Below are 21,533 nucleotides of genomic sequence, written 5' to 3' on the forward strand. Positions count from 1 at the left end.
GGAGCTCGTCATGGCCCTCGCCGGAATCGGCGACATCGTCCGGCAGTCCCCCGCAGGGGTGGGCGCGTTCAACGTGATCCAGCTGGAGCACGCCACGGCCATCGTGGCCGGCGCGGAGGCCCTCGGCCTGCCGGTCGTGTTGCAGATCAGCGAGAACTGCGTGCGCTACCACGGCGCTCTGGAGCCCGTCGCGCTGGCCGCGCTGGCCGTCGCGCGCCGCGCGGAGGTGCCGGTCGCGGTCCACCTCGACCACGCCACCGACCGCGCGCTGGTGGAGGAGGCGGTGGCGCTGGGCCTCGGCTCGGTCATGTACGACGCCTCCGCCCTGCCCGACGAGGAGAACGTGGCCGCCACGGCCGAGGTCGCCGCCTGGTGCCACGAGCGCGGCGTCTGGGTGGAGGCCGAGCTCGGCGAGGTCGGCGGCAAGGACGGCGTGCACGCCCCCGGCGCCCGCACCAAGCCCCACGAGGCGGTCGACTACGTCGCCAGGACCGGCGTCGACGCTCTCGCCGTGGCCGTCGGCACCTCGCACGCCATGACCACCAAGGACGCCGTGCTCGACCTGGAGCTCATCGCCGAGCTGCGGGCGGCGGTGCCGGTGCCGCTGGTGCTGCACGGCTCGTCCGGCGTGCCCGACGACGTGCTGCGCGAGGCCGTCCGCAACGGCATGAAGAAGATCAACATCGCCACCCACCTGAACAAGGCGTTCACCCGGGCCGTACGCGACTACCTGGCCCACGACGAGCGGGTGGTCGACTCCCGCAAGTACCTCAACGCGGGCCGCGACGCCGTGGCCCGCGAGGTGAGTCACCTGCTGGGCGTGCTCACCGGCTGAGCTCCTTGCGCATCATCACGGCCGACCGGCCGTCGAGGTCGGCCCGGCCGGTCTCCACGTAGCCGAGCGAGGTGTACAGCGCGATGTTCGAGGCCATCTTGACGTTGGTGTAGAGGCGCAGGGCGGGCAGGCCGAGCCGGGCGGCCTCCTGCTCGGCGTAGGCCAGCAGGCCGCGGCCGATGCCCCTGCCGTGCAGGTCGGGCCGGACCGCGACGTTGTCGACCAGCAGCGCGCCCTCCTCGGGCACGAGCACGACGAGCCCTTCGAGGCCGTCGGTGACGTGCACCCGGCCCGCGGCGATGAGGGCCGGGTAGTCGGCCTCCATGGGCAGCGGCCGCATGCCGATGATCTCGGCCCAGGGCTGGTAGGCGTCATGGACGAGTTGCTCGACGGCGGCTCTGTCGGCCTCCTGCGCCAGTCTCATGCGCCCAATGATCGCAGCACCCTCTCGACCTGACGAGCGAAGGTGCCGGGCGGATTGCGCGGGCTGTCGTGCGAGAGCAGGAACAGCCAGACCAGGCTTTGCAGCCTGCGGCAGTCGCGCAGCCGGCGCTCCTCCGGCCCGCTCAGCTCGAACCGGGCGGCGATCTCCACGTCGCCGTCCACCCACATCGAGACGTGCTCGGACAGCTCGGCCAGCTCGTAGGCCAGGTCGCTGCGCCCGGAGTCCTCGAAGTCGACGATGCGCACGCGGGCGCCGTCCCACAGGAAGTTCGCCAGGTTGCCGTCGCCCGCCCCGAACGCCGGCCGTACGCCCGCCTCGCCGGGACGCCAGGCCGCCAGCCAGCGCATGCCCTCCTCGACCGCGCGGTCGGCCCGCGGGTCGCGGGGCCGCCAGGCGTCCGCCCGTTCCCTGACCCAGTCACAGACCGCCTCGGCCTGCCACGGGCGTACCGGGACTTCCGTGAGCACGCCGGGCGGGACGGCCGCGTACAACTCGGTGAGCGCGGCGGCCATGGCGGTCAGGGGCGCCTCCCCGGCGGCCAGACCGCGCAGGGGCACGCCGTCGATCCTGGTCATGCGTACGACGCCGTCCTCGAAGGCGATCGGCCGCGGGGACAGGTCCGGCGCGTGCTCGGCCAGCAGGGTGAGCGCCCGCCACTCGCGCTCGGCCGCGCCCGGCTTGCCGTCGATGTAGCGCTTGGTGACGACGTCTCCGTCGATGTCGAGGAGATGGGTGTGCGCAAGATCGGCCATGCTACGGCAGGATACGCTCGACCGCCTGCCTCACGAGCTCGCGGATCTTGTCCTCGCCGAACACGTCGGGCAGTGTGAGCCGTTCGACCACCAGCCAGTTCATCGCCAGGTAGAGCAGCTCCACGCTGGTGGCGTCGCCGGGCAGCCCCGACTCCAGGTGGTAGCCGATGTTGGCCTCGACGTCGGCGCGGATGCGCTCGGTCAGCACGGCCCGCAGCTCCGGCCGCCTGGTCGCCTCCAGCCGCAGCTCCAGCAGCGCCAGGTAGCCCGGCCTGAACGCCGAGATCCGGTCGACCAGCTCGATCATGAGCCGCACCACGCGCTCCCGGTCGCGGGGGCCGGACAGGCTCTCCGCGATCGTCTGCGCGTCCGGCTGCAGCCGCTCGTAGATCCGGCCGCCGGCCTGGGTGAAGAGATCGTCCCTGCTGGCGAAGTAGTTGGACGCCGTGCCCGTCGGCACCCCGGCCTGCGCGTCGACCGCGCGGAAGGTCAGGCCGCGGGCCCCCTCCGCGGCCAGCACCTCGATCGCGGCGTCGATGAGCGCCGCCCGCCTGGCCAGGTTCTGTCGGACCATGTTGACACCACTCCATCTGTAGTACTACGGTCAAACCACTTCACTCATAGTACTTCAAACGGAGTTGCATATGCGAAAGCTTGTCTACTACGTCGGCGTCTCCATCGACGGCTACATCGCCGGCCCCGAGGCCGAGGTGGACTTCTACCCCCTGAGCGACGCCCTGATGGGCTACATCAACGGGGAGGTGCCGGAGACCGTGCCCACCCACATGAGGGCGCAGCTCGGCCTCGACGCGCCCAACCAGCGCTTCGACACCGTCGTGATGGGCCGCGGCACCTACGAGCCCGCGCTCCGGGCGGGCATCCCCAGCCCGTACGCCCACCTGCGCCAGTACGTCGTGTCGGGCACGCTCGGCGGCATCGACGACCCGGCCGTCGAACTGGTCGCGAGCGACCCGCTCGGCCTGGTGCGCCGCCTGAAGCAGGAGGACGGCCTCGACATCTGGCTCTGCGGCGGCGGCAAGCTGGCCGCGGCCCTGCTGCCCGAGATCGACGAGCTGGTCGTCAAGGCCTACCCGGTGGTCGCCGGAGCGGGCATCTCCGCGTTCGACGGGGCGTTCCGGCCGACCACGTTCACCCTGACCGGCGCCCGCCCGTTCGAGGGCGGTGTGGTCCTCATGACCTATGCCCGCTGATCACCACGGCAACGGCAGGCCGTCGCGGAAGAACCCGCCGGTCGGCCCGTCGTCGGGCAGGTCCGCCGCCCACAACACGCTCCGCGCCCCCTCGGCGACCGGCCGCCCTCCCGGGCCGCCCATGTCGGTCGCCACCCAGCCCGGACAGACGGCGTTGACCAGGATGCCGTCCCCGCGCAGCTCGGCCGCGAGCATCTTCGTCAGCGCGTTCAGCGCCGTCTTCGACACCGTGTACGCGGGCGTGCCGCCGCCCATCGAGGCCAGCGAGCCGACCTCGCTGGAGACGTTGACGATCCGCCCGTGCGCGCCGGCGCGCAACAGCGGCAGCAGCGCGAGGGTGACCCGCCAGGCGCCCAGTAGGTTCGTCTCCAGCGCCTCCGACACCACGCCCAGGTCCGCCTCGCAGGCCCGCTGCCAGGTGTCGTAATGGATGGCGGCGTTGTTGACCAGCACGTCGACCCGTCCGTGGGTCGACTCCAGCTCCCGCGCCAGCCCGGCCGCCGACCGCTCGTCGGCGACGTCGAGCCGCCGCGCGAGCACGTCGCCGGGGATCCCCGCCGCGGCGTCGCGGGCCTTGCGCTCGTCCCTGGCGGTCAGCACCACGGTGTCGCCGGCCGCCGCGAGCTGCCTGGCCACCTCCAGCCCGATCCCCCGATTGGCCCCCGTGACCACACACACCCGGTCCACCCTCACGTCCCCCTCAACGTCGCGCGCCTGCGGTGCAGGAACTCTCGCTCGACCTCGTTGCCCGCGCGGGCGATCGCCTCGCCGTACGCCCGCGCCGCCTCCCCGTCGCGCCCCAGCCGCCGCAGCAGGTCGGCCCGTACGGCGTGGAACAGGTAATAGCCTGTCACCTCAAGCCCCTCGACCAGCCTCAGCCCCGCCTCGGCCCCCTCCACCTCGGCCACCGCCACCGCGCGGTGCAACGCCACGACCGGCCCCGGCGTGAACGTCAGCAGCAGGTCATAAAGCTGGACGATCTGCCCCCAGTCGGTCTCCCCCGCGCTCGCCGCGTCGCCGTGCACGGCGTTGATCGCGGCCTGCGCCTGGTACGGCCCCGGCCGCCCCCACCGCAGGCAGCGCCGTACGATGTCCTGCCCCTCCTCGACCAGCGCGCGGTCCCAGAGCGCGCGGTCCTGCTCGGCCAGCGGGACCAGCTCACCGCCACCGTCCGCGGTGCGCGCCGCCCTGCGCGACTCGATCAGCAGTATCAGCGCCAGCAGGCCCCACACCTCGGGCTCGTCCGGCATCAGCTCGGCGAGCAGCCGCCCGAGCCGGACGGCCTCCGCGCACAGGTCCTCCCTGACCAGCCGCTCGCCCGAACTGGCCGTGTACCCCTCGTTGAAGATCAGGTAGACCACCGCCAGCACCGCGCGCAGCCGGTCCGGCAGGTCCGCCGCCGCCGGCACCCGGTACGGGACGCCCGCCTGCCGGATCTTGTTCTTGGCCCTGACCAGCCGCTGGGCCATGGTCGGCTCCGGCACCAGGAACGCGCGCGCGATCTCGGCCGTGCTCAACCCGCCGAGCAGCCGCAACGTGAGCGCCACCCGCGCGTGCGGGGCGACCGCCGGATGGCAGCAGGTGAAGATCAGCCGGAGCCGCTCGTCCCGCACGGGCCCCTCCTCGGCCGGCTCGTCCCGAGCGTGCAGCAGCGCCGCCTGCACGTGCCTGTCGTGGCGGCCCGACTCCCTGCGCAACCGGTCGACGGCCCGGTTCCTGGCGGTCGTGATGATCCAGCCGGCCGGGCTCGGCGGCGGCCCCGCCTGCGGCCACTGCCGCGCCGCCACCGCGAACGCCTCCTGCACCGCCTCCTCGGCGACGTCGATGTCGCCGAACACGCGGACGAGCACCGCCACCGCCCGGCCGTACTCCTCCCGGAAGGCCCGTTCCACCTGATCGGACATCCTGTAACCACCTCGCCGAGACGGGCGTTCCTGTGCACGTCCTACACGAACGGCGGCCGCCCGATTCGACACGGCGGCCGCCCAAGAACCCCGGAAAAGCACTCGGCTCCCGGAGGCCGCAACCTCCGGGAGCCGTCACTGGACGCCGGTCAGCGCTGGATCGGCGCGACCACGACCTCGACCCGCTGGAACTCCTTGATGTCGGAGTAGCCGGTGGAGGCCATCGTGCGCTTGAGCGCGCCCATCAGGTTCATCGAGCCGTCGGCCACGCTGGAGGGGCCGTGCAGGATCTGCTCCAGCGTCCCGACCGTGCCGAACTCCACGCGACGGCCGCGCGGCAGGTCGGGGTGGTGGGCCTCGGAGCCCCAGTGGAAGCCGTGCCCGGGGGCCTCGGACGCCCTGGCCAGCGGCGAGCCCACCATGACGGCGTCGGCCCCGCACGCGATGGCCTTGGCGATGTCGCCCGAGGTGCCCATGCCGCCGTCGGCGATCACGTGGACGTACCGGCCGCCGGACTCGTCCATGTAGTCGCGGCGGGCCGCGGCCACGTCGGAGATCGCGGTGGCCATCGGCACGGCCACGCCCAGCACGTTGCGGGTGGTGTGCGAGGCGCCGCCGCCGAAGCCGACCAGCACGCCCGCCGCGCCGGTGCGCATCAGGTGCAGCGCCGCCGTGTACGTGGCGCAACCGCCCACGATGACCGGCACGTCGAGCTCGTAGATGAACTGCTTGAGGTTGAGCGGCTCGGCGCGGCCCGAGACGTGCTCGGCCGAGACGGTGGTGCCGCGGATGACGAAGATGTCCACCCCGGCGTCGATCACGGCCTTGTGGTACTGGACCGTGCGCTGCGGCGACAGGCGGACGGCCGTCGTCACCCCGGACGCCCGGATCTCCTCGATCCGGCGCCCGATCAGCTCTTCCTTGATCGGCGCGTCGTAGATCTCCTGCAGCCGGCGGGTCGCGGCCGCGGCGTCGAGGGCGGCGCACTCCTCCAGCAGCGGGGAGGGGTCCTCGTAACGCGTCCAGAGCCCTTCGAGGTCGAGGGGGGCCAGGCCGCCGAGCCGGCCGATCTCGATCGCGGTGGCGGGCGAGACCACGCTGTCCATGGGGGCGACGACGACGGGCAGCTCGAACCGGTAGGCGTCGATCTGCCAGGCGATCGACACCTCTTCCGGGTCACGGGTGCGTCGCGAGGGCACGAGCCCGATCTCGTCGAGCGCGTACGCCCTCCGCCCGGTCTTGCCCCGGCCGATCTCCACCTGCTGAGTCATGAACTTACCTTCTGTGATAGTTCGGAGCTTCCACGGTCATCTGGATGTCGTGGGGGTGGCTCTCCTTGAGGCCCGCTGCCGTGATCGGCATGAGCTCGCAGTCGGTGTGCATCTGCGTGATCGTGCGGCACCCGGCGTACCACATGCCCTGGCGCAGCCCGCCGATGAGCTGGTGGGCGACGGCCGCGACCGGCCCGCGGTAGGGCACCTGCCCCTCGATGCCCTCGGGGATGAACTTGTCCTCGCCGCCGACGTCGGCCTGCGCGTAGCGGTCCTTGCTGAAGGAGGTGCCGCCGCGCTCCCGGTTGCGCACCGCGCCGAGCGACCCCATGCCCCGGTACGACTTGAACTGCTTGCCGTTGATGAAGATCAGCTCGCCCGGCGACTCCTCGCAGCCGGCGAGCAGCGAGCCCAGCATGACCGTGTCGGCGCCGGCCGCGATGGCCTTGACGATGTCGCCGGAGTACTGGAGGCCGCCGTCGCCGATCACCGGCACCCCGGCGGGACCGCACGCCTTGGACGCCTCGTGGATGGCCGTCACCTGCGGCGCGCCCACCCCGGCCACCACCCGGGTGGTGCAGATCGAGCCCGGCCCGACGCCGACCTTGACCGCGTCGGCGCCCGCGTCGACCAGCATCTGGGCGCCCGCCCTGGTCGCGATGTTGCCGCCGATGACCTGGACCTTGCTGTTGGCCTTGAGCTTGGCGATCATGTCGGCCAGCCCCTTGGAGTGACCGTGGGCCACGTCGACGACGACGACGTCGACCCCGGCCTCGATCAGCGCCTTGGCCCGCAGCTCGGCGTCGCCGCCGACGCCCACGGCCGCGCCGACCAGCAGGCGGCCGTCGGAGTCCTTGGTGGACAGGGGGTACTGCTCGCTCTTGGTGAAGTCTTTGACCGTGATCAGGCCGCGCAGCCTGCCGTCGGGGTCGACGAGGGGAAGCTTCTCGATCTTGTTCTGCCGCAGCAGCGCGAACGCGTCGTCACGCGACACCCCCACCGGCGCGGTGACCAGCGGCATCTTGGTCATGACCTCGCGCACGGGACGCGTCTGGTCGTTCTCGAAGCGCATGTCACGGTTGGTCACGATGCCGACGAGCGTGCCCGCCACGTCCGTCACCGGCACCCCGGAGATCCGGTACGTCGCGCACAACCGCTCGACGTCGGCGAGCGTGTCGTCGGGGCTGCAGGTGACCGGGTTGGTCACCATGCCCGCCTCGGACCGCTTGACCAGGTCGACCTGCTGGGCCTGCTCCTCCACCGACAGGTTGCGGTGGAGGATGCCGATGCCGCCCTGGCGCGCCATGGCGACCGCCATACGGGCCTCGGTGACGGTGTCCATGGCCGCGGAGACGAGCGGGATGGACAGCGTGATGTCCCGTGACAGACGGGAGCCGGTGTCGGCCTCACCTGGTTGGAGATCGGAGTAGCCGGGCACCAGCAGCACGTCGTCGAAGGTCAAACCCATCTCGGTGAACTTGGACATGCCTCGGCCCCCTCCTGACCTCTGCGCTGATTGACCTAAGTCTAGGGCCTGCCTCCAAAACGCAACGAAGCCGGGAGGACGACGGCCCCCATGGTCCGTCGTCCTCCCGGCTTCGCCGTCCGGAACGTCAAAAGTGCCGGGGGATGGGACGGTCGGTGATCCGTCCCATCCCCCGGCCACCGGCACCCGGGCCCGCGGCGCGTTCACGCCACCGAACCCCCCTCCGCGTCCTGATGGCGGCTGCCGCGGGGCCCCGCTTCAGGGTGCCGACGCTAGGTAAAGCCTGCGTCACTCAACGGCACGACGCAATGTGAAAACGTGCAATTGCACGAAGTTGCACGTTCCGCCGACGATTCCGGGCAAGGCCCGGACACGCAGGCGGTACGGGGTTATCCTCGCGGCACGCCCGTGTCCCCCCGACGGAGCCGCCCATAATGCGAAACCAGCCTCGGCGTGTTGCAGAGCCCTTCGAGACGCTGGGCCTCGACCCGGCGCAGACCGCCCTGTACACGGCGTTGCTGCGCCTGCACAGGGCCACGCGCACCGACCTCGCCCAGGCCATGGACGGCCCCGTCGAGAACGTCGGGCGGCAGCTCGACGACCTGGTCAAGCTGGGGGTGGTCGACGAGCAGTCCGGCGAGTACCTGGCCAGGCACCCGGCGGCGGCGCTCGGCCGGGTCATCGCCGAGCGGCTCGACCGGCTGGCCGAGGAGAGCCGCAGGATCGATTCCGCGCTCGGCTCGATCCGCGGGCTGATCCACGACTACGACGCCGGCCGCGATTATCAGAGTGGGACATTTCCGGTGGAGATGGTGAACGGCGCGGACGTCCTCTACGAGAGCGTCGTCGGCATAGCCGTGCAATCGCCGCCGATGGAGTTGTTGACCGCAATCCCCGATGAGCGGACAATGGCAGATTTCGTTCGTAAATTTGCGGACCCATGGATTGATGCGCAGAAACGGCAACTTCTTACCGTCCAGGTGATCATTCCGGTCTCCACGCTCAGCTTGCCGGGCGTACGCGAACAGCTCACCCGCCTCCTCGACACCGGCGGCAAGGTGCGCACGCTCGACCGGGTGCCGAGCTGGTTCATGACGGCCGGGCCCGAGGTCGCCGGCCTGCCCGCGCTCTGGGGCGGCAACCTGCCCGACCACGCCTACAACTTCTACCTGGTGCGCACGCCGATCGTCGTCGGCATGCTGCGCTCGTTGTTCCAGGAGTTGTGGGGCCGCGCCGTGCCCCTGCCCTGGGGGCACAGGGGCGACGGCATGGTCCAGGTGCTCCGCCTGGCCGCGCAGGGCGTCTGCGACGACTCCATCGCCCGCCAGCTCGGCGTCTCGGTCCGGACCGTACGCGCGAGGTTCGCCGACGCCATGGCCGAGCTGGGCGCGCAGTCGCGGTTCCACGCCGGCGTGGAGGCCGCCAGACGGGGATGGCTCAGCTAATACTCTCCGCCGGGGCCGCTTCGGTCATATGGTGGGAAGGTGCTGGAAGACGTCCCCCGCGACCCGTTCGCGGACGACCCGAACGACCCGTCCTCGGCGATGGGCGCTCTCGACGACGCCGAGCCACTCACCGCGGCCGAGCGCGACGAGGCCATCACCGACCTGGCAGACGTCGAGGTCTTTCGCTCCCTGCTCGAACCGCAGGGGGTGCTGGGCCTCGTGCTCGACTGCCCCGAGTGCGGCGAGCAGCACTTCTTCGACTGGGAGCTGCTGCGCGGCAACCTTCGCCAGATGATCGAGAAAGGCCAGCCCCAGGTGCACGAGCCGGCCTTCCACCCCGACCCCGCCGACTACGTCAGCTGGGAGTACGCCCGAGGCTACGTCGACGGCGTCATCGACACGGAGGAGCGCCGCTGATCGACTTCCGAGACATCGTCCAGTAGCGCGCCCAGCAACCGCACCGCAGGGTCGGACGAGTCCCGCGCCCGGCCCTGTGCGACCGCGTCGAGCAGCTCGTCGGTCTGGAGCAGGTCGTCGGTCGCAAGAAGCGCATGGAGCTCGTCCTCCGGCGTCAAGCCGACTCCAGCTCGGCCATCTGCCGCAATCTGGCCAGCGCCCGATGCTGGGCTACGCGGACCGCACCTGGTGACATACCGAGTACATTACCGGTCTCCTCGGCCGACAGCCCCGACACCACCCGCAACAGCAGCAACTCCCGCTGGTTGTCGGGCAGCCTGGCCAGCAGCCTGCGCGCGTGCTCGACCTCGATGTAGCGGACCACCGTCTCCTCGGGCCCAGGGCCGTCGTCGGGCCCGTCAGGCAGGTCCTGGGTGGGCACGGCCGAGCGCACCGAGCTGCGCAGCGCGTCGGCCACCTTGTGCGAGGCGATCCCGAACACGAAGGACGCGAAAGGCCGCCCCATGTCCCGGTATCGCGGCAACGCGGACAACACCGCGATGCACACCTCCTGGGCTACGTCATCGGCAATGTGATATTGCCCTGAAACCCTGCCCAGCCTGGCGCGGCAATACCGCACCACCATGGGACGCAACTCCCCGAGCAGAGATTCGATCGCACTGCGATCTCCCTGCACGGCGAGGCTCGTCAGTTCCCTTAGGTCGGAGTCATCCGTCCGTGCCGGAAGTCTCGACGCGAGCCTTACCCCAATTTTGGCGTCGGCGACGCTTCCCTCGCTCACGATAGGCATGATGCCCGCACTGATCCGGCCTGTCCCCATGGCGAACGGCTACGGATTGGTCACATTGAAGCGACGATAACCAGCAGTAATCAGACGACCACACTAAGCCCGAAAAACTGACATAATATTTCACCCCATTAGCCGAAATGCACGACAATTGCCAGCCCCCGACGCTTAACCGGCACTCCCGGTTTACTCCAATAATCCACCTCTTCCCCCACTTTTCCCCGTCGCCGGCCGCTCACGCCCCAGAAGCCTCAGGCGTATTTGCCTCCCGTCCGAAACCCCGGTCCGGGGGCGCCGCCCACCGCGCGGGACCGCTTCCCGGCGCCGCCGAGGCCCCACGGCGCCCTCCCGGCGGCGTCCGGACGGGCCGGGAAAAGCCGACGGCCCGCACCGGAGGGAACCGGTGCGGGCCGTACAGGCGCGGGGGGAACCAGGCGGGTCAGTGACCGTGGCCGTGGCCGTGGCCCTGGCCGGCGGCCGCAGCCTCCTCCTCGGGCTTGTCCACCACGAGCACCTCGGTCGTCAGGAGCATGCCCGCGATCGAAGCCGCGTTCTGCACCGCGGACCGGGTCACCTTGACGGGGTCGATGACGCCCTGGGCGATCAGGTCGACGTACTCGCCGGTGGCGGCGTTGAGGCCCTGGCCGGCGGGCAGCTCGGCGACCTTGTGGGTCACCACGTAGCCCTCCAGGCCGGCGTTCTCGGCGATCCAGCGGGCCGGCTCGACCAGCGCGCGGCGCACGACGCCGACACCGGTGGCCTCGTCGCCGGTCAGGCCGAGGTCGTCGAGCTCCTTGCCCACGTGGATGAGGGCCGAGCCACCGCCGGAGACGATGCCCTCCTCGATCGCGGCGCGGGTCGCGGAGATCGCGTCCTCAAGGCGGTGCTTCTTCTCCTTCAGCTCCACCTCGGTGGCGGCGCCGACGCGCAGCACGCACACACCGCCGGCGAGCTTGGCCAGGCGCTCCTGCAGCTTCTCGCGGTCCCAGTCGGAGTCGGACTGCTCGATGGCAATCTTGATCTCCTTGACGCGGTCCTCGATCGCCTGCTGGTCACCGGCGCCGTCGACGATGGTCGTGGCGTCCTTGGTGACGACGACGCGGCGGGCCGTGCCGAGCACCTCGAGGCCGACGTGCTCCAGCTTGAGGCCGACCTCTTCGCTGACGACCTGGCCGCCGGTGAGGATCGCCATGTCCTGGAGCATCGCCTTGCGGCGGTCACCGAAGCCCGGGGCCTTGACGGCCACGGAGGTGAAGGTGCCGCGGATCTTGTTGGTGACCAGGACGGCCAGGGCCTCGCCCTCGACGTCCTCGGCGACCACGAGCAGCGGCTTCTTGGTCTGGGCGATCTTCTCCAGCAGCGGCAGGAAGTCGGCGATGGAGGAGATCTTGCCCTGGGTGAGCAGGATGTACGCGTCCTCCAGGACGGACTCCATGCGCTCGGGGTCGGTCACCATGTAGGCCGACAGGTAGCCCTTGTCGAACTGCATGCCCTCGGTGAACTCGAGCTCCATGCCCATGGCGTTGGACTCTTCGACGGTGAGGACACCGTCCTTGCCCACCTTGTCGAACGCCTCGGCGATCAGCTCGCCGATCTTGGCGTCCTGGGCGGAGATGGTGGCGACGTTGGCGATCTCCTTCTTGTCGCCCACCTCGCGAGCGCTGGCCAGCAGCCGGTCGCTGATCTCCTTGGCGGCCTTGTCGATGCCACGCTTGAGCGACAGCGGCGAGGCGCCGGCGGCCACGTTGCGCAGGCCCTCGCGGACCATCGCCTGGGCCAGCACGGTGGCGGTGGTGGTGCCGTCGCCCGCGATGTCGTTGGTCTTGGTGGCAACTTCCTTGGCGAGCTGGGCGCCGAGGTTCTCGTAGCGCTCCTCCAGCTCGATCTCACGAGCGATGGTCACACCGTCGTTCGTGATCGTCGGCGCACCGAACTTCTTGTCGATGACGACGTTACGGCCACGCGGGCCGAGGGTTACCTTCACGGCGTCCGCGAGGGCGTTGACACCGCGCTCAAGCGCGCGGCGGGCGTCCTCGTCGAACTGCAGGATCTTCGCCATTGCTGAAAGTCCTCTCCTGGCGTCGAAAGCCCCGGGCCCTCAAGAGCGCCCGGGGCTCGACACAACCGGCCTACTTCTCGATGATCGCGAGAACGTCGCGGGCGGAGAGCACGAGGTACTCCTCGCCGCCGTACTTGACCTCGGTACCGCCGTACTTGCTGTAGAGGACGACGTCGCCCTCGGAGACGTCGAGCGGAATACGCTTGTCGCCGTCCTCATCCCAGTTGCCGGGGCCCACCGCGAGGACCTTGCCCTCCTGCGGCTTCTCCTTGGCGGTGTCCGGGATGACCAGACCGGAAGCGGTGGTCTGCTCTGCCTCAAGCGGCTGAACCACGATGCGGTCGCCGAGCGGCTTAACGGGAACCTTGGTGGCGGTCGTCACGATCGGACCTCCCCTTCAGATTTGAATGATCTAGAAGAGGCGACCAGCGGGGCCTGCCGTCGCGGGTGTCAGACCTGCCTCGTCGCACGTTGGCACTCTCAAGGTGAGAGTGCCAACAGGAAACATATGCAAGAGGGGCTTGACAGTCAACACGAACGCGTCTGCTCAGAGCGATCAGACGTAGGAGCCCTCGACCAGATCGGCGACGACACCGGGCCGGGAGGGGGTCCAGCCGAGCTCGGCGCGCGTGCGTGTCGCGCTGATGCGCTGGCCGAGCGCCAGGGCCTCGGCGAAGCCCGTCCCCAGCACCTGGGCAGCCTCGGCCAGCGGCCAGGGCTCGGCCTGCGGCTTGACGCCCGCGGACCGGGCCGCCGCCTCGGCCACGTCGGTGACGGGCACGGCCTCCTCGCTGATGCCGTGGTAGACGCGGGCGCCGCCCCTCTCCAGGACGGCGACGACGAGGTCGGCCAGGTCGTCGACGTGCACGAACGTCCAGGTGGGCGGCTCGCCTCCGGCGGTGACGTACACGCCGGAGCCGCGCTCGGCGGCCTGGGCGCGCAGCAGGGCCGGGATGCCCGCGCCGCGCCCGTGGACGACGCCGGGCCGGATCACCGAGCCGCCGCCCTCGATGACCAGCCGCTCGATCTCGTGCCGGTACGCCACGAGCGGAATCGGGTCGGCCGGGCTGTCCTCGTGCCCGTCGGCGGTGGCCCCCAGCACCCACACGCCGCTGGTGAAGACGACCTTCCGGCCCGACGCGGCGAGCACGCCGATCGAGGCGAGGTCGGTCTCCCTGTCGCCGCTGAGCTGGGCGGCGACCACGACCGCCTCGATGTCCGGGGTGATCGCGGCGGTCAGCGCCGCGGCGTCGGCCAGGTCCCCGTAGCGCTCGTCCGCCACGCCCGGCACCCGCCGGGACCCGTCGGCGGCGGGCCGCACCAGGACGGCCACCTCGTGCCCATGGTCGGACAGCCGCTCGACCACCGCGCCGCCGATGTACCCGGTCGCGCCCAGCACCAGCACCTTCATGATGATCCCCACCTCGAAAATTTCCACGTTGAACATTTCGACGTCGTGGACAGTACCGCACGACCCCGAACATTTCAACGTCGAAGCTTTGATAGGGTGATCCCGTGGATGACGCGGTCGACGCGATACTCGGACAGTGGGCGCGGACACGGCCCGACGTCGACGTGTCCCCGATGGGCGTGATCGGCCGGGTCTCGCGCGCCTCGCGCCTGCTGGAGCGCGGCGTGAAGGACTTCTTCGCCGAGCACGGGCTTGAGGCGTGGGAGTTCGACATGCTGGCCACGCTCCTGCGCAGCGGCGCCGACGCCACCATGTGCATGAAGGACCTGTCCTCCTCGGCCATGGTCAGCCCCGGCGCGCTCACCAACCGGATCGACCACCTGGTCCGGCGCGGCCTGGTCCACCGCTGGCCCGCGCCGCACAACCGCCGCATGACGCTGGTCGCCCTCACCGACGAGGGCAGGAGGGTCGCCGACGAGATGCTCGTCCTGCACGCCGCCAACGAGGAGCGGCTGCTCGACGGGCTGTCCGAGGAGGAGCGCGAGGCGCTGGCCGGGCTGCTGCGCAGGCTGCTGGTGTCCCTGGGCGACACCTCTTTGTGAGCGATTGCGAGTTATGGGCGATCCCGAGTTGTGAGCGGAGTGCGTACATGGATCTCGACGCCTTCGGCGAGCTGCTGACCCCGCGCGGGCAGCGGGCGCTCGCCGAGGCCGCGGAGCTGGCCGGGACCGATCCGGTCGCGGCGGCGACCAGGCTGCGCCGCACCTACGACGCGGCGCTCACCTCCGCCGCCCTGACGCAGGCGGCGCTGCGGGAGCGCGCCAGGGCGAAGTTCGGCGCGGACGCGGCGGTCATGTACTTCACCCCGCACGGCCTGGAGCAGTCCACCCGCCGGGAGGTCGCCGACCACCGCGCCCGCCGCATGGGCGGCGGGCGGGTGATCGACGCCTGCTGCGGAGTCGGCGGCGACCTCCTGGCGCTCGCCCGCTCCGGCTGCGCCGTCGACGCCGTCGACCTCGACCCGCTCACCGTGGCCGTGGCCGCGGCAAACGCCGGCGCGCTCGGGCTGGCCGACCGGGTGCGGGTGCGCGTGGGCGACGCGGCGCGGGTCCGGCCCGAGGAGTACGACGCGCTGTTCGCCGACCCGGCCCGGCGCAGCGGCAAGGGCCGGACGTTCGACCCCATGGCGTACTCGCCGCCCTGGCCGGTCGTGCTCGACCTGGTCGCGCGGGCCCCGCGGGCCTGCCTGAAGGTCGCCCCCGGCATCCCGTACGAGTTCGTCCCCGAGGGCGCCGAGGCCGAATGGGTCTCCTACAAGGGCGAGGTCAAGGAGGCCACCCTCTGGACCGGCCCGGGGAACGGCCCGGCGGACGGCACCGGCTTCGCCCGCCGCGCCACCCTGCTGCCCGGCGGGCACACCCTGGCCGCCACCGGGGCGCAGGCCCCCGTCGGCCCCGTGGGCCGCTACGTCTACGAGCCCGACGGCGCCGCGATCCGGGCCCACCTCGTGGGCGAGGTGTCCGAAATGATCAACGGACGCCTACCCGACCCCATGATCGCCTACATCACCACCGACGAGCCGGGGCACACCCCGTGGGCCGCCGGATACGAGGTGGACGAGGTCATGCCGTTCTCGCTGAAAAGGCTCCGCGCGGCCCTCCGTGAACGGCGGATCGGAAATGTCACCATCAAGAAGCGCGCTTCGGCGGTCGACATCGAACGCCTGCGAGCCGATCTCCGACTTTCCGGCGAGAACTCGGTCGTCATTATCCTGACCCGCATTCTCGATAAGCCTTCGGTTATCATCTGCAACCCCATCTCACCTGCCTGAACAAACCAAAGCGGTCATTCTTCCGCTAAATACGATCTTTCACTTCGGCCCTGCCGGACCTTGATCGAAAGGCTAAGGTGGACGGGCGGGAGTTCTCCCCCTTATGCGGTAACCCGCGTACTCGCCTTTTCATCTGCAAACCGGACCTATCCCACCGCTGCGCGGCAGACCGTCGGCGAGCGAAGGAGCCTTTCGGTGGACCATTCCAACCACACCACCCTTCTGCAGGCAGGCGGCCAGTCCGCCATCTCCGAGAGGATGCGGGACCTCCTCGCGCGCGCCGCCCAGGACCACGTCTACGAGCAGCGCACCCAGGGAGCCGTGCTCGACGAGATCCGCCAGCGTCTTGAAGGCATGGAGTGGCTGCTGCGCGAGGTGCGCGAACGCGAGCTCGGCGGCCTGAGCGGCACCCTCGAATCGGTGAGCGGGCGGCTCGACGACATCACCGCCAAGCCGCCGATGTGGGCGGAGGGCCTGGCCCAGCACGTCGAGGCCGTACGCGACCACGTCGACGCCGTCGGGGAGAAGATCGGCCACGTCGACGCCCGGGTCGCGCCGGTGGCCGAGCTGCCGAGCCTGTGGGCGGATCTGGGCACCGTGGGCGAGGCCGTCGACGAGGCACTCAAACGCCTGCAGTCGGTGCTCGACACCACCGACGGCATCACCCAGGGCATGTCCGACTTCGCCGGCAAGCTGACCCAGCTCAACTCCAGCATGGAGGCCGCGGCCAACCGCTTCACCCGGCTCGACAAGTCGGTGGCCGACCTGTCGGGCCGCACCGAACGGGTCGAGAGCGTGGTCGGCGGGCTGGCCGAGAGCGTCGTGGCCACGTCGCAGCAGGTGGCGGTCAAGATCGACGCGGCCGAGCAGCGGCTGACCGGTCGGCTCGACGACACCGACCTGCACATCGCCGCCCGCCTCGACGAGGCCGACAAGCGCCTGGCGGGCCGCCTCGACGAGACCGACGAGCGGCTGACCCAGCGCCTGAACGAGCGGCTCGACCGCGGCGACGAGCGCCTGGCCGCCAAGCTCGACGAGGCCGACCAGCGGCTCACGGTCCGGCTGTCCGACGTCGAGCAGCGGCTCACCGGCCGCCTCGACGAGGCCGACCGGCACCTCGCCGTCCAGCTCGGGGAGAGCGAGCTGCGGCTCAGCGGGCGACTCGACGGCGTCGACTCCCGGCTCGACCGGGTCGAGGGCCGGCTTCTGGGGCTGGACACCCGGCTCACCGGGTTCGACGGGCGGCTGGAGTCGGCCGACGAGTGCCTGGCCGACATCGACACCAGGCTCGACGGCGTCGACGGCCGCATCAGCGGCGTCGACAAGCGCCTCACCTCGGTCGACGGCCAGCTCGGCGGTCTCGGCAAGCGCCTGGGCACCATCGACGGCCACCTGGTCCGCCACGACGACCGCTTCGACGCCCTCGACGGCCGCCTGGGCTCGCTCGACGAGCGCGCCTCGGCCACCGACCAGCGCCTCACCGAGACCGCCGTCCGCAGCGAGGGCCGTTTCAACAAGCTGGACAACCAGATGGAGTCGATCGACGAGCGGCTGGTCGAGGCCGAGGAGCACCTCATCACCCGCTTCGACACCCTCGACGGCCAGTTCAGCGGCCTCGACAGCCGTTTCAACGGCCTCGACACGCACCTCAACGGCCTGGCCGCCCGCGCCGATCAGGCCGGCGCGCACCTGGAGTCGGTCGACGACCGCGTCCAGGCCATGAACCAGCACGTCAGCCAGCTCCCGGCGGCCCTGGCCATCCCCGAGCGGGTCGGCGAGCTGATCGAGTCACAGGCCGGCGCGCAGGCCGACCGCCTGTCGGCCGCCGCCGACGCGCTCACCGAACTGGTGCGCTCCCGGCCCGACCGCGACGAGCTGAGCGAGACGGTCAGCGGCATCGTCCAGCCCGCCACCGACGACCTCACCAAGCGGCTGGCCGCGCTGGAGGAGACCATGCTGGCGCTGGCCGAGGCCCTGCTCCGGCCCACCAGGACGAAAGACTGAAGCCCCCGGCGGTGCGGCACACCCGCGCCGCACCGCCGGCCTTCCGGCCCGCCAGGGCTCAGACGTGGACGGTCGTGATCGGCAACGACGAGTCCGCCGGGATTTCCAGGGTCGAGGGCGTGACCCCCGCCGCCACCAGGTCGGACCCCAGAGCGGCGACCATGGCCCCGTTGTCGGTGCACAGCCCCGGCCGGGGCACCCGCAGCCGTACGCCCGCCTTGTCGCAGCGCTCCTGGGCCAGCGCCCGCAGCCGCGAGTTGGCCGCCACGCCGCCGCCGATCAGCAGGTCGTGCACGTCGTACTTCTTGCACGCCTGCAACGCCTTGCGGGTCAGCACGTCGACCACGGCCTCCTGGAAGGACGCGGCCACGTCGGGCACGTGGATCGACTGCCCGGACGCCTCGCGCGCCTCCACCCAGCGGGCGACGGCGGTCTTGAGCCCGGAGAAGGAGAAGTCGAGCGTGCCGTCGTCGATCTTGCCCCGGGGGAAGGTCACGGCGGTGCCGGAGCCCTCGCGGGCGGCCCTGTCGATGTGCGGGCCGCCGGGGAAGGGAAGCCCGAGCACCCGGGCCACCTTGTCGAACGCCTCGCCGGCCGCGTCGTCGACGGTCGAGCCGAGCGAGATCACGTCTTCGGCCACGTCGGGCACCAGCAGCAGCGAGGAGTGGCCGCCGGAGACCAGCATGGCGATGCACGGCTTGGGCAGCGGCCCGTGTTCGAGCTGGTCGACGGCCACGTGGGCGGCCAGGTGGTTGACGCCGTAGAGCGGCACGCCGAGGCCCAGCGCGTAGGACTTGGCCGCGGCCACACCCACCAGCAGCGCCCCGGCCAGGCCCGGCCCGGCGGTGACGGCGATGGCGTCGATGTCGGAGAACCTGAGCCCGGCCTCGGCCAGCGCCGCCTCCACGGTCGGGGTCATGGCCTCCAGGTGCGCGCGGGAGGCGACCTCGGGCACCACGCCGCCGTACCTGGCGTGCTCGTCCATGCTGGAGGCGATGGTGTTGGCGAGGAGCGTGTGACCTCTGACGATGCCGATGCCGGTCTCGTCGCACGACGTCTCGATGCCCAGGACCAGGGGTGCGTCAGCCATCCAGCTTCCTTCTCATCATGATCGCGTCGGTGCCGTCGTCGTAGTAGCGGCGGCGGGTGCCGATCTCCTCGAACTCGAAATGCCGGTAGACGGCCTGGGCGCGCGGGTTGTCGGCGCGCACCTCCAGGAAGATCTCGCGCGCCCCCCTGCGCCGCGCCTCGGCCAGCAGCTCGGTCAGCATCGCGCTGCCGATGCCGGTGCCCTGGTGCTTCTCCAGCACGGCGATGGTCTGCACGTCGGCCTGGTCGGCCGCGACCGCGATGCCGGCGTAGGCGACGATCTCGTCGTCGGCCAGGGCCACCACGTAGTGGCGCGAACGCGGCATGTCGGCCAGCTCGCCGCGCATCATGCCCTCGCTCCACGCGTCGAGCGGGAACGTGGCCCGCTCGATCGCCATGACCGCCGGCAGGTCGGCCCCGGTCATCGGCCGCAGTCTCACGCCGTCACCCTCTTGGGCGCGCCCGGCACCACGGCGTCGGGCCTGCGCAGGTAGATGGGCCGCGGCGGGTCGAGCGGGACGCCCGCGGCCAGCCGCTCGGCGGCCAGCGCGGCCAGCGCGCCCGCGTAGGGGTAGGGCGGGGCGTCGTGGCTCCCCAGGACGTCGGGGTAGAGCGCGGCGCCGGCGCCCACGACCGGCAGGCCCTCGACGGGCACGTCGGCGGGCCGGTCGACGAACGGGCCGTCGAGCCGGGTGCGCATGTCCTGGTAGCGCGCCCAGAACACCTCCTTGCGCCGGGCGTCGGTGGCGGCCAGGAACGGCTCGCCGAGCCCGCTGCCGTAGGCGACCGCGTCGAGGGTGCAGATGCCGTACGCGGGGACGGCGAGCGTCGTCGCGAGCCCCTGGGCGGTCATCAGGCCGACGCGCAGGCCCGTGTAGGGCCCGGGGCCGCTGCCCGCGACGACGGCCGTCACGTCACGCAGGGCGGCGCCCGACTCGGTCAGCACGCGTTCGATGGTGGGGACGAGCAGCTCGCCGTGGCGGCGGGCGTCGATCGTCGTGGACTCGGCGAGCACCCGCTCACCGTCGTGGAGGGCGGCGGTGACGGCGGGCGTCGCGGTATCAAAGGCCAGGACCAGCACGACTGTCTAGCCTACCCGCCGGACGGGTCACACCCAGCCGGTACGCCGTTTCAGCCACTCCAGCGCGACCACTCCCTGCGCCCGCTGGAACGCCCTGAGCGTGGGCAGCCCCGGCGGATCGGGCTGCCGGCCCTGCCGGACGAAGTAGCCGGTGAGGGCCGCGACGACCGCGGTGACCGCCGGGTCGGGGTCGTCGAACAGCTCGTGCGGGGCGGGACCGCCCTGCATGCCGACCGACGGCAGCATGGCCACCTGGTCGTACCAGGGCGCGGCCAGGCAGGCCCACGGCCAGTCGACCACGTAGACGCGGTCGGGCGTGAGCATGATGTTGTCGGCCCGCAGGTCGGCGTGGACCAGGGTGTCGCCGGCCGCCGCCGTCTCCCAGCCGGACTCCAGCTCGGCCAGCTCGGCCAGGTGGCGCAGCGCCCACGGGTCGAGCCCGGCGGCGTCCTCGCCGAGGAGCCTGCGCCAGCCCTGGAAGGAGTCGCCCATGACCTCGCCGACCGTGGACGCCTCGATCGGCGACGGGGTGAGCGCGGCGGCCATCTCCTTCAGGGCCGTGAGCACCCGGTCGAGCTCGTCGCGCCGCCAGGGCATCGCGGGGCGCGGCCTCGACGTCCTCGAAGACCAGCGTCACCCAGCCCTCCAGCTCGAACGCCGTCAGCAACCTCGGCGCGGGGACCGACTCGGGCAGCGCGGCGGCGTTCCTGAGCTCGGAGCGGTAGATGCGCACGCTGTCGGGGTTGGGCTCGGGGCCGACGGCCTTGACGAACGCGCGCCGGCCCCCCTTCGTCCGCAGGCGCACGGCGGCCGCCGGGGAGAAGCCGCCCTCCTGGGTGACGGCCTCCACGACCCGGTCGCCGAGGAAGCCCTCGACCGCCTCACGCACCAGCGGATTGACCTCTTCCCAGGGCACGCGGGCGCCGGACGCCGGCGGATTGCTGTCTGTGCTCATATCCCCATGATCAGGCTCGGGAGGCGTAGACGATGATGTTGTCGACGTACTCGCCTCTGGAGTAGTCGAACTTGCCGCCGCAGGTCACCAGTTTGAGCCCCTCGTCGACGTACACGCGCCGGGCCGGGAAGTGGTCCTTGGAGACCTGCTCGATGGCGTCCACCTTGAAGCTGACGACCTTGCCGTCGCTGCGTTCCACCTTGACGGTCTCGCCCTTGCGCAACTGCCTGAGCTTGTAGAACACGGCGGGGGCGGTCTTGGTGTCGACGTGGCCGATGATCACCGAGGCGCCCCTCTCGCCGGGCACCGCGCTGCCGCTGTACCAGCCGGCCATCTTCGGCTTCTCGTACGGCGGCAGCTCGACCTCGCCGTCCTTGCTCAGCCCGAGCTTCATCAGCGGGGCCTCAAGGTCGAGCGACGGGATGTCGATGCTCTTGGGCACCACGCTCGCCGCCGGGGTGGAGGAGGAGTTCTGCATGCTCTTGCCGAAGGCGACCAGCAGCAGGCCCGTGACGGCGCCCGCGAGCACCACCCGTCCTGGACGTGCCAT

The 21,533-nt window shown here is 71.4% G+C and carries 24 protein-coding genes; 7 read left to right on the plus strand and 17 right to left on the minus strand.

Going from position 1 to position 21,533, the window contains the following annotated elements; genetic code table 11:
- Positions 1 to 10 precede the first annotated feature (10 nt).
- Positions 11 to 835 (plus strand): ketose-bisphosphate aldolase, encoded by an 825-nt coding sequence (locus ACIHAD_RS04600; RefSeq protein ID WP_397352951.1) that lies wholly within the window; start codon positions 11 to 13, stop codon positions 833 to 835.
- On the opposite strand, the gene ACIHAD_RS04605 is transcribed toward ACIHAD_RS04600, so the two are convergent.
- From ACIHAD_RS04605 to ACIHAD_RS04615, 3 genes are read right to left on the minus strand one after another with little or no spacing between them, the layout of a single operon-like run.
- Positions 825 to 1,259, minus strand: coding sequence for a GNAT family N-acetyltransferase (locus ACIHAD_RS04605; protein WP_397352952.1), 435 nt, complete (start codon positions 1,257 to 1,259; stop codon positions 825 to 827). The genes ACIHAD_RS04600 and ACIHAD_RS04605 overlap by 11 nt on opposite strands.
- Positions 1,256 to 2,032 carry a phosphotransferase family protein gene (locus ACIHAD_RS04610; protein ID WP_397352953.1) on the minus strand — a complete coding sequence of 259 codons (777 nt, stop codon included), beginning with the start codon at positions 2,030 to 2,032 and terminating at the stop codon, positions 1,256 to 1,258. The genes ACIHAD_RS04605 and ACIHAD_RS04610 overlap by 4 nt, the downstream gene beginning before the upstream one ends.
- A gap of 1 nt (position 2,033) precedes the next feature.
- Complete coding sequence (locus tag ACIHAD_RS04615; protein WP_397352954.1) at positions 2,034 to 2,606, minus strand: TetR/AcrR family transcriptional regulator; 573 nt, start codon at positions 2,604 to 2,606, stop codon at positions 2,034 to 2,036.
- A gap of 70 nt (positions 2,607 to 2,676) precedes the next feature.
- On the opposite strand from ACIHAD_RS04615, the gene ACIHAD_RS04620 reads away from it, so the two are divergent.
- A complete protein-coding gene (locus ACIHAD_RS04620) occupies positions 2,677 to 3,243 on the plus strand; it encodes a dihydrofolate reductase family protein (protein WP_397352955.1) in 567 nt (188 codons plus the stop codon).
- Here the strand turns inward: ACIHAD_RS04620 and ACIHAD_RS04625 are convergent, their stop codons facing one another.
- From ACIHAD_RS04625 to guaB, 4 genes are all read right to left on the minus strand, one after another.
- A complete protein-coding gene (locus ACIHAD_RS04625) occupies positions 3,244 to 3,921 on the minus strand; it encodes an SDR family NAD(P)-dependent oxidoreductase (protein WP_397352957.1) in 678 nt (225 codons plus the stop codon). It abuts the gene before it with no gap.
- A gap of 11 nt (positions 3,922 to 3,932) precedes the next feature.
- Positions 3,933 to 5,147, minus strand: a complete 1,215-nt coding sequence (locus ACIHAD_RS04630; protein ID WP_397352958.1) for an RNA polymerase sigma factor — start codon at positions 5,145 to 5,147, stop codon at positions 3,933 to 3,935.
- Positions 5,148 to 5,296: 149 nt separating this feature from the next.
- On the minus strand, positions 5,297 to 6,418 hold the full coding sequence (locus ACIHAD_RS04635; protein ID WP_352362831.1) for a GuaB3 family IMP dehydrogenase-related protein: 1,122 nt from the start codon (positions 6,416 to 6,418) through the stop codon (positions 5,297 to 5,299).
- A gap of 4 nt (positions 6,419 to 6,422) precedes the next feature.
- Positions 6,423 to 7,904 (minus strand): IMP dehydrogenase, encoded by a 1,482-nt coding sequence (gene guaB, locus ACIHAD_RS04640; protein WP_397352959.1) that lies wholly within the window; start codon positions 7,902 to 7,904, stop codon positions 6,423 to 6,425.
- 434 nt (positions 7,905 to 8,338) lie between these two features.
- Here guaB and ACIHAD_RS04645 point away from each other — a divergent pair, with 434 nt between their 5' ends.
- Both ACIHAD_RS04645 and ACIHAD_RS04650 read left to right on the plus strand, forming a co-directional pair.
- Complete coding sequence (locus ACIHAD_RS04645) at positions 8,339 to 9,349, plus strand: LuxR C-terminal-related transcriptional regulator (RefSeq protein ID WP_397352960.1); 1,011 nt, start codon at positions 8,339 to 8,341, stop codon at positions 9,347 to 9,349.
- A gap of 39 nt (positions 9,350 to 9,388) precedes the next feature.
- A complete protein-coding gene (locus ACIHAD_RS04650; RefSeq protein WP_090930411.1) occupies positions 9,389 to 9,766 on the plus strand; it encodes a DUF5319 domain-containing protein in 378 nt (125 codons plus the stop codon).
- On the opposite strand, the gene ACIHAD_RS04655 is transcribed toward ACIHAD_RS04650, so the two are convergent.
- The 5 genes from ACIHAD_RS04655 to ACIHAD_RS04675 all read right to left on the minus strand — a co-directional run bounded on the left by ACIHAD_RS04655 (position 9,727) and on the right by ACIHAD_RS04675 (position 14,050).
- Positions 9,727 to 9,924, minus strand: a complete 198-nt coding sequence (locus ACIHAD_RS04655; protein ID WP_397352961.1) for a hypothetical protein — start codon at positions 9,922 to 9,924, stop codon at positions 9,727 to 9,729. The genes ACIHAD_RS04650 and ACIHAD_RS04655 overlap by 40 nt on opposite strands.
- The gene (locus tag ACIHAD_RS04660) at positions 9,921 to 10,556 is read right to left on the minus strand and encodes a sigma-70 family RNA polymerase sigma factor (RefSeq protein WP_090930520.1); all 636 of its coding nucleotides are present in this window, start codon (positions 10,554 to 10,556) and stop codon (positions 9,921 to 9,923) included. The genes ACIHAD_RS04655 and ACIHAD_RS04660 overlap by 4 nt, the downstream gene beginning before the upstream one ends.
- 436 nt (positions 10,557 to 10,992) lie before the next feature.
- Complete coding sequence (gene groL, locus ACIHAD_RS04665) at positions 10,993 to 12,612, minus strand: chaperonin GroEL (RefSeq protein ID WP_397352962.1); 1,620 nt, start codon at positions 12,610 to 12,612, stop codon at positions 10,993 to 10,995.
- Between the two features lie 70 nt (positions 12,613 to 12,682).
- Positions 12,683 to 12,997: a co-chaperone GroES gene (gene groES / locus ACIHAD_RS04670; RefSeq protein WP_226899011.1), complete on the minus strand. Its 315-nt coding sequence runs from the start codon at positions 12,995 to 12,997 to the stop codon at positions 12,683 to 12,685.
- Positions 12,998 to 13,168: 171 nt separating this feature from the next.
- Entirely contained in the window at positions 13,169 to 14,050 is an 882-nt protein-coding gene (locus tag ACIHAD_RS04675) for an NAD-dependent epimerase/dehydratase family protein (protein WP_397352963.1), read from the minus strand.
- Positions 14,051 to 14,127: 77 nt separating this feature from the next.
- On the opposite strand from ACIHAD_RS04675, the gene ACIHAD_RS04680 reads away from it, so the two are divergent.
- The 3 genes from ACIHAD_RS04680 to ACIHAD_RS04690 all read left to right on the plus strand — a co-directional run bounded on the left by ACIHAD_RS04680 (position 14,128) and on the right by ACIHAD_RS04690 (position 17,858).
- Positions 14,128 to 14,625, plus strand: coding sequence for a MarR family winged helix-turn-helix transcriptional regulator (locus ACIHAD_RS04680; protein ID WP_397352964.1), 498 nt, complete (start codon positions 14,128 to 14,130; stop codon positions 14,623 to 14,625).
- A gap of 47 nt (positions 14,626 to 14,672) precedes the next feature.
- Positions 14,673 to 15,854 (plus strand): methyltransferase domain-containing protein, encoded by a 1,182-nt coding sequence (locus ACIHAD_RS04685; RefSeq protein WP_397352965.1) that lies wholly within the window; start codon positions 14,673 to 14,675, stop codon positions 15,852 to 15,854.
- 195 nt (positions 15,855 to 16,049) lie between these two features.
- Positions 16,050 to 17,858: a hypothetical protein gene (locus ACIHAD_RS04690; RefSeq protein WP_397352966.1), complete on the plus strand. Its 1,809-nt coding sequence runs from the start codon at positions 16,050 to 16,052 to the stop codon at positions 17,856 to 17,858.
- A gap of 58 nt (positions 17,859 to 17,916) precedes the next feature.
- Here the strand turns inward: ACIHAD_RS04690 and tsaD are convergent, their stop codons facing one another.
- The 5 genes from tsaD to ACIHAD_RS04715 form a co-directional block, all read right to left on the minus strand.
- Positions 17,917 to 18,948: a tRNA (adenosine(37)-N6)-threonylcarbamoyltransferase complex transferase subunit TsaD gene (tsaD, locus tag ACIHAD_RS04695; RefSeq protein ID WP_397352967.1), complete on the minus strand. Its 1,032-nt coding sequence runs from the start codon at positions 18,946 to 18,948 to the stop codon at positions 17,917 to 17,919.
- The gene (gene rimI / locus ACIHAD_RS04700; RefSeq protein WP_397353049.1) at positions 18,941 to 19,372 is read right to left on the minus strand and encodes a ribosomal protein S18-alanine N-acetyltransferase; all 432 of its coding nucleotides are present in this window, start codon (positions 19,370 to 19,372) and stop codon (positions 18,941 to 18,943) included. The genes tsaD and rimI overlap by 8 nt, the downstream gene beginning before the upstream one ends.
- Positions 19,373 to 19,383: 11 nt before the next feature.
- A complete protein-coding gene (gene tsaB, locus ACIHAD_RS04705) occupies positions 19,384 to 20,028 on the minus strand; it encodes a tRNA (adenosine(37)-N6)-threonylcarbamoyltransferase complex dimerization subunit type 1 TsaB (RefSeq protein WP_397352969.1) in 645 nt (214 codons plus the stop codon).
- Positions 20,029 to 20,055: 27 nt separating this feature from the next.
- Positions 20,056 to 20,625: a phosphotransferase family protein gene (locus ACIHAD_RS04710; RefSeq protein WP_397352970.1), complete on the minus strand. Its 570-nt coding sequence runs from the start codon at positions 20,623 to 20,625 to the stop codon at positions 20,056 to 20,058.
- Positions 20,626 to 20,993: 368 nt separating this feature from the next.
- Entirely contained in the window at positions 20,994 to 21,533 is a 540-nt protein-coding gene (locus ACIHAD_RS04715) for a class F sortase (RefSeq protein WP_397352972.1), read from the minus strand.

The sequence above is a fragment of the Nonomuraea sp. NPDC052265 genome (assembly GCF_044547985.1).
In the GTDB taxonomy this organism is placed as follows: Bacteria; Actinomycetota; Actinomycetes; order Streptosporangiales; family Streptosporangiaceae; genus Nonomuraea.

Coding starts and splice junctions, on each gene's coding strand:
- tsaD (WP_397352967.1), bottom strand. CDS start 18,948: ATGGCTGACGCACCCCTGGTCCTGGGCATCGAGACGTCGTGCGACGAG.
- ACIHAD_RS04660 (WP_090930520.1), bottom strand. CDS start 10,556: ATGCCTATCGTGAGCGAGGGAAGCGTCGCCGACGCCAAAATTGGGGTA.
- ACIHAD_RS04600 (WP_397352951.1), top strand. CDS start 11: ATGGCCCTCGCCGGAATCGGCGACATCGTCCGGCAGTCCCCCGCAGGG.
- ACIHAD_RS04630 (WP_397352958.1), bottom strand. CDS start 5,147: ATGTCCGATCAGGTGGAACGGGCCTTCCGGGAGGAGTACGGCCGGGCG.
- ACIHAD_RS04620 (WP_397352955.1), top strand. CDS start 2,677: ATGCGAAAGCTTGTCTACTACGTCGGCGTCTCCATCGACGGCTACATC.
- ACIHAD_RS04610 (WP_397352953.1), bottom strand. CDS start 2,032: ATGGCCGATCTTGCGCACACCCATCTCCTCGACATCGACGGAGACGTC.
- groL (WP_397352962.1), bottom strand. CDS start 12,612: ATGGCGAAGATCCTGCAGTTCGACGAGGACGCCCGCCGCGCGCTTGAG.
- guaB (WP_397352959.1), bottom strand. CDS start 7,904: ATGTCCAAGTTCACCGAGATGGGTTTGACCTTCGACGACGTGCTGCTG.
- ACIHAD_RS04715 (WP_397352972.1), bottom strand. CDS start 21,533: ATGGCACGTCCAGGACGGGTGGTGCTCGCGGGCGCCGTCACGGGCCTG.
- ACIHAD_RS04615 (WP_397352954.1), bottom strand. CDS start 2,606: ATGGTCCGACAGAACCTGGCCAGGCGGGCGGCGCTCATCGACGCCGCG.
- ACIHAD_RS04710 (WP_397352970.1), bottom strand. CDS start 20,625: ATGCCCTGGCGGCGCGACGAGCTCGACCGGGTGCTCACGGCCCTGAAG.
- ACIHAD_RS04635 (WP_352362831.1), bottom strand. CDS start 6,418: ATGACTCAGCAGGTGGAGATCGGCCGGGGCAAGACCGGGCGGAGGGCG.
- ACIHAD_RS04685 (WP_397352965.1), top strand. CDS start 14,673: ATGGATCTCGACGCCTTCGGCGAGCTGCTGACCCCGCGCGGGCAGCGG.
- ACIHAD_RS04645 (WP_397352960.1), top strand. CDS start 8,339: ATGCGAAACCAGCCTCGGCGTGTTGCAGAGCCCTTCGAGACGCTGGGC.
- ACIHAD_RS04605 (WP_397352952.1), bottom strand. CDS start 1,259: ATGAGACTGGCGCAGGAGGCCGACAGAGCCGCCGTCGAGCAACTCGTC.
- rimI (WP_397353049.1), bottom strand. CDS start 19,372: ATGACCGGGGCCGACCTGCCGGCGGTCATGGCGATCGAGCGGGCCACG.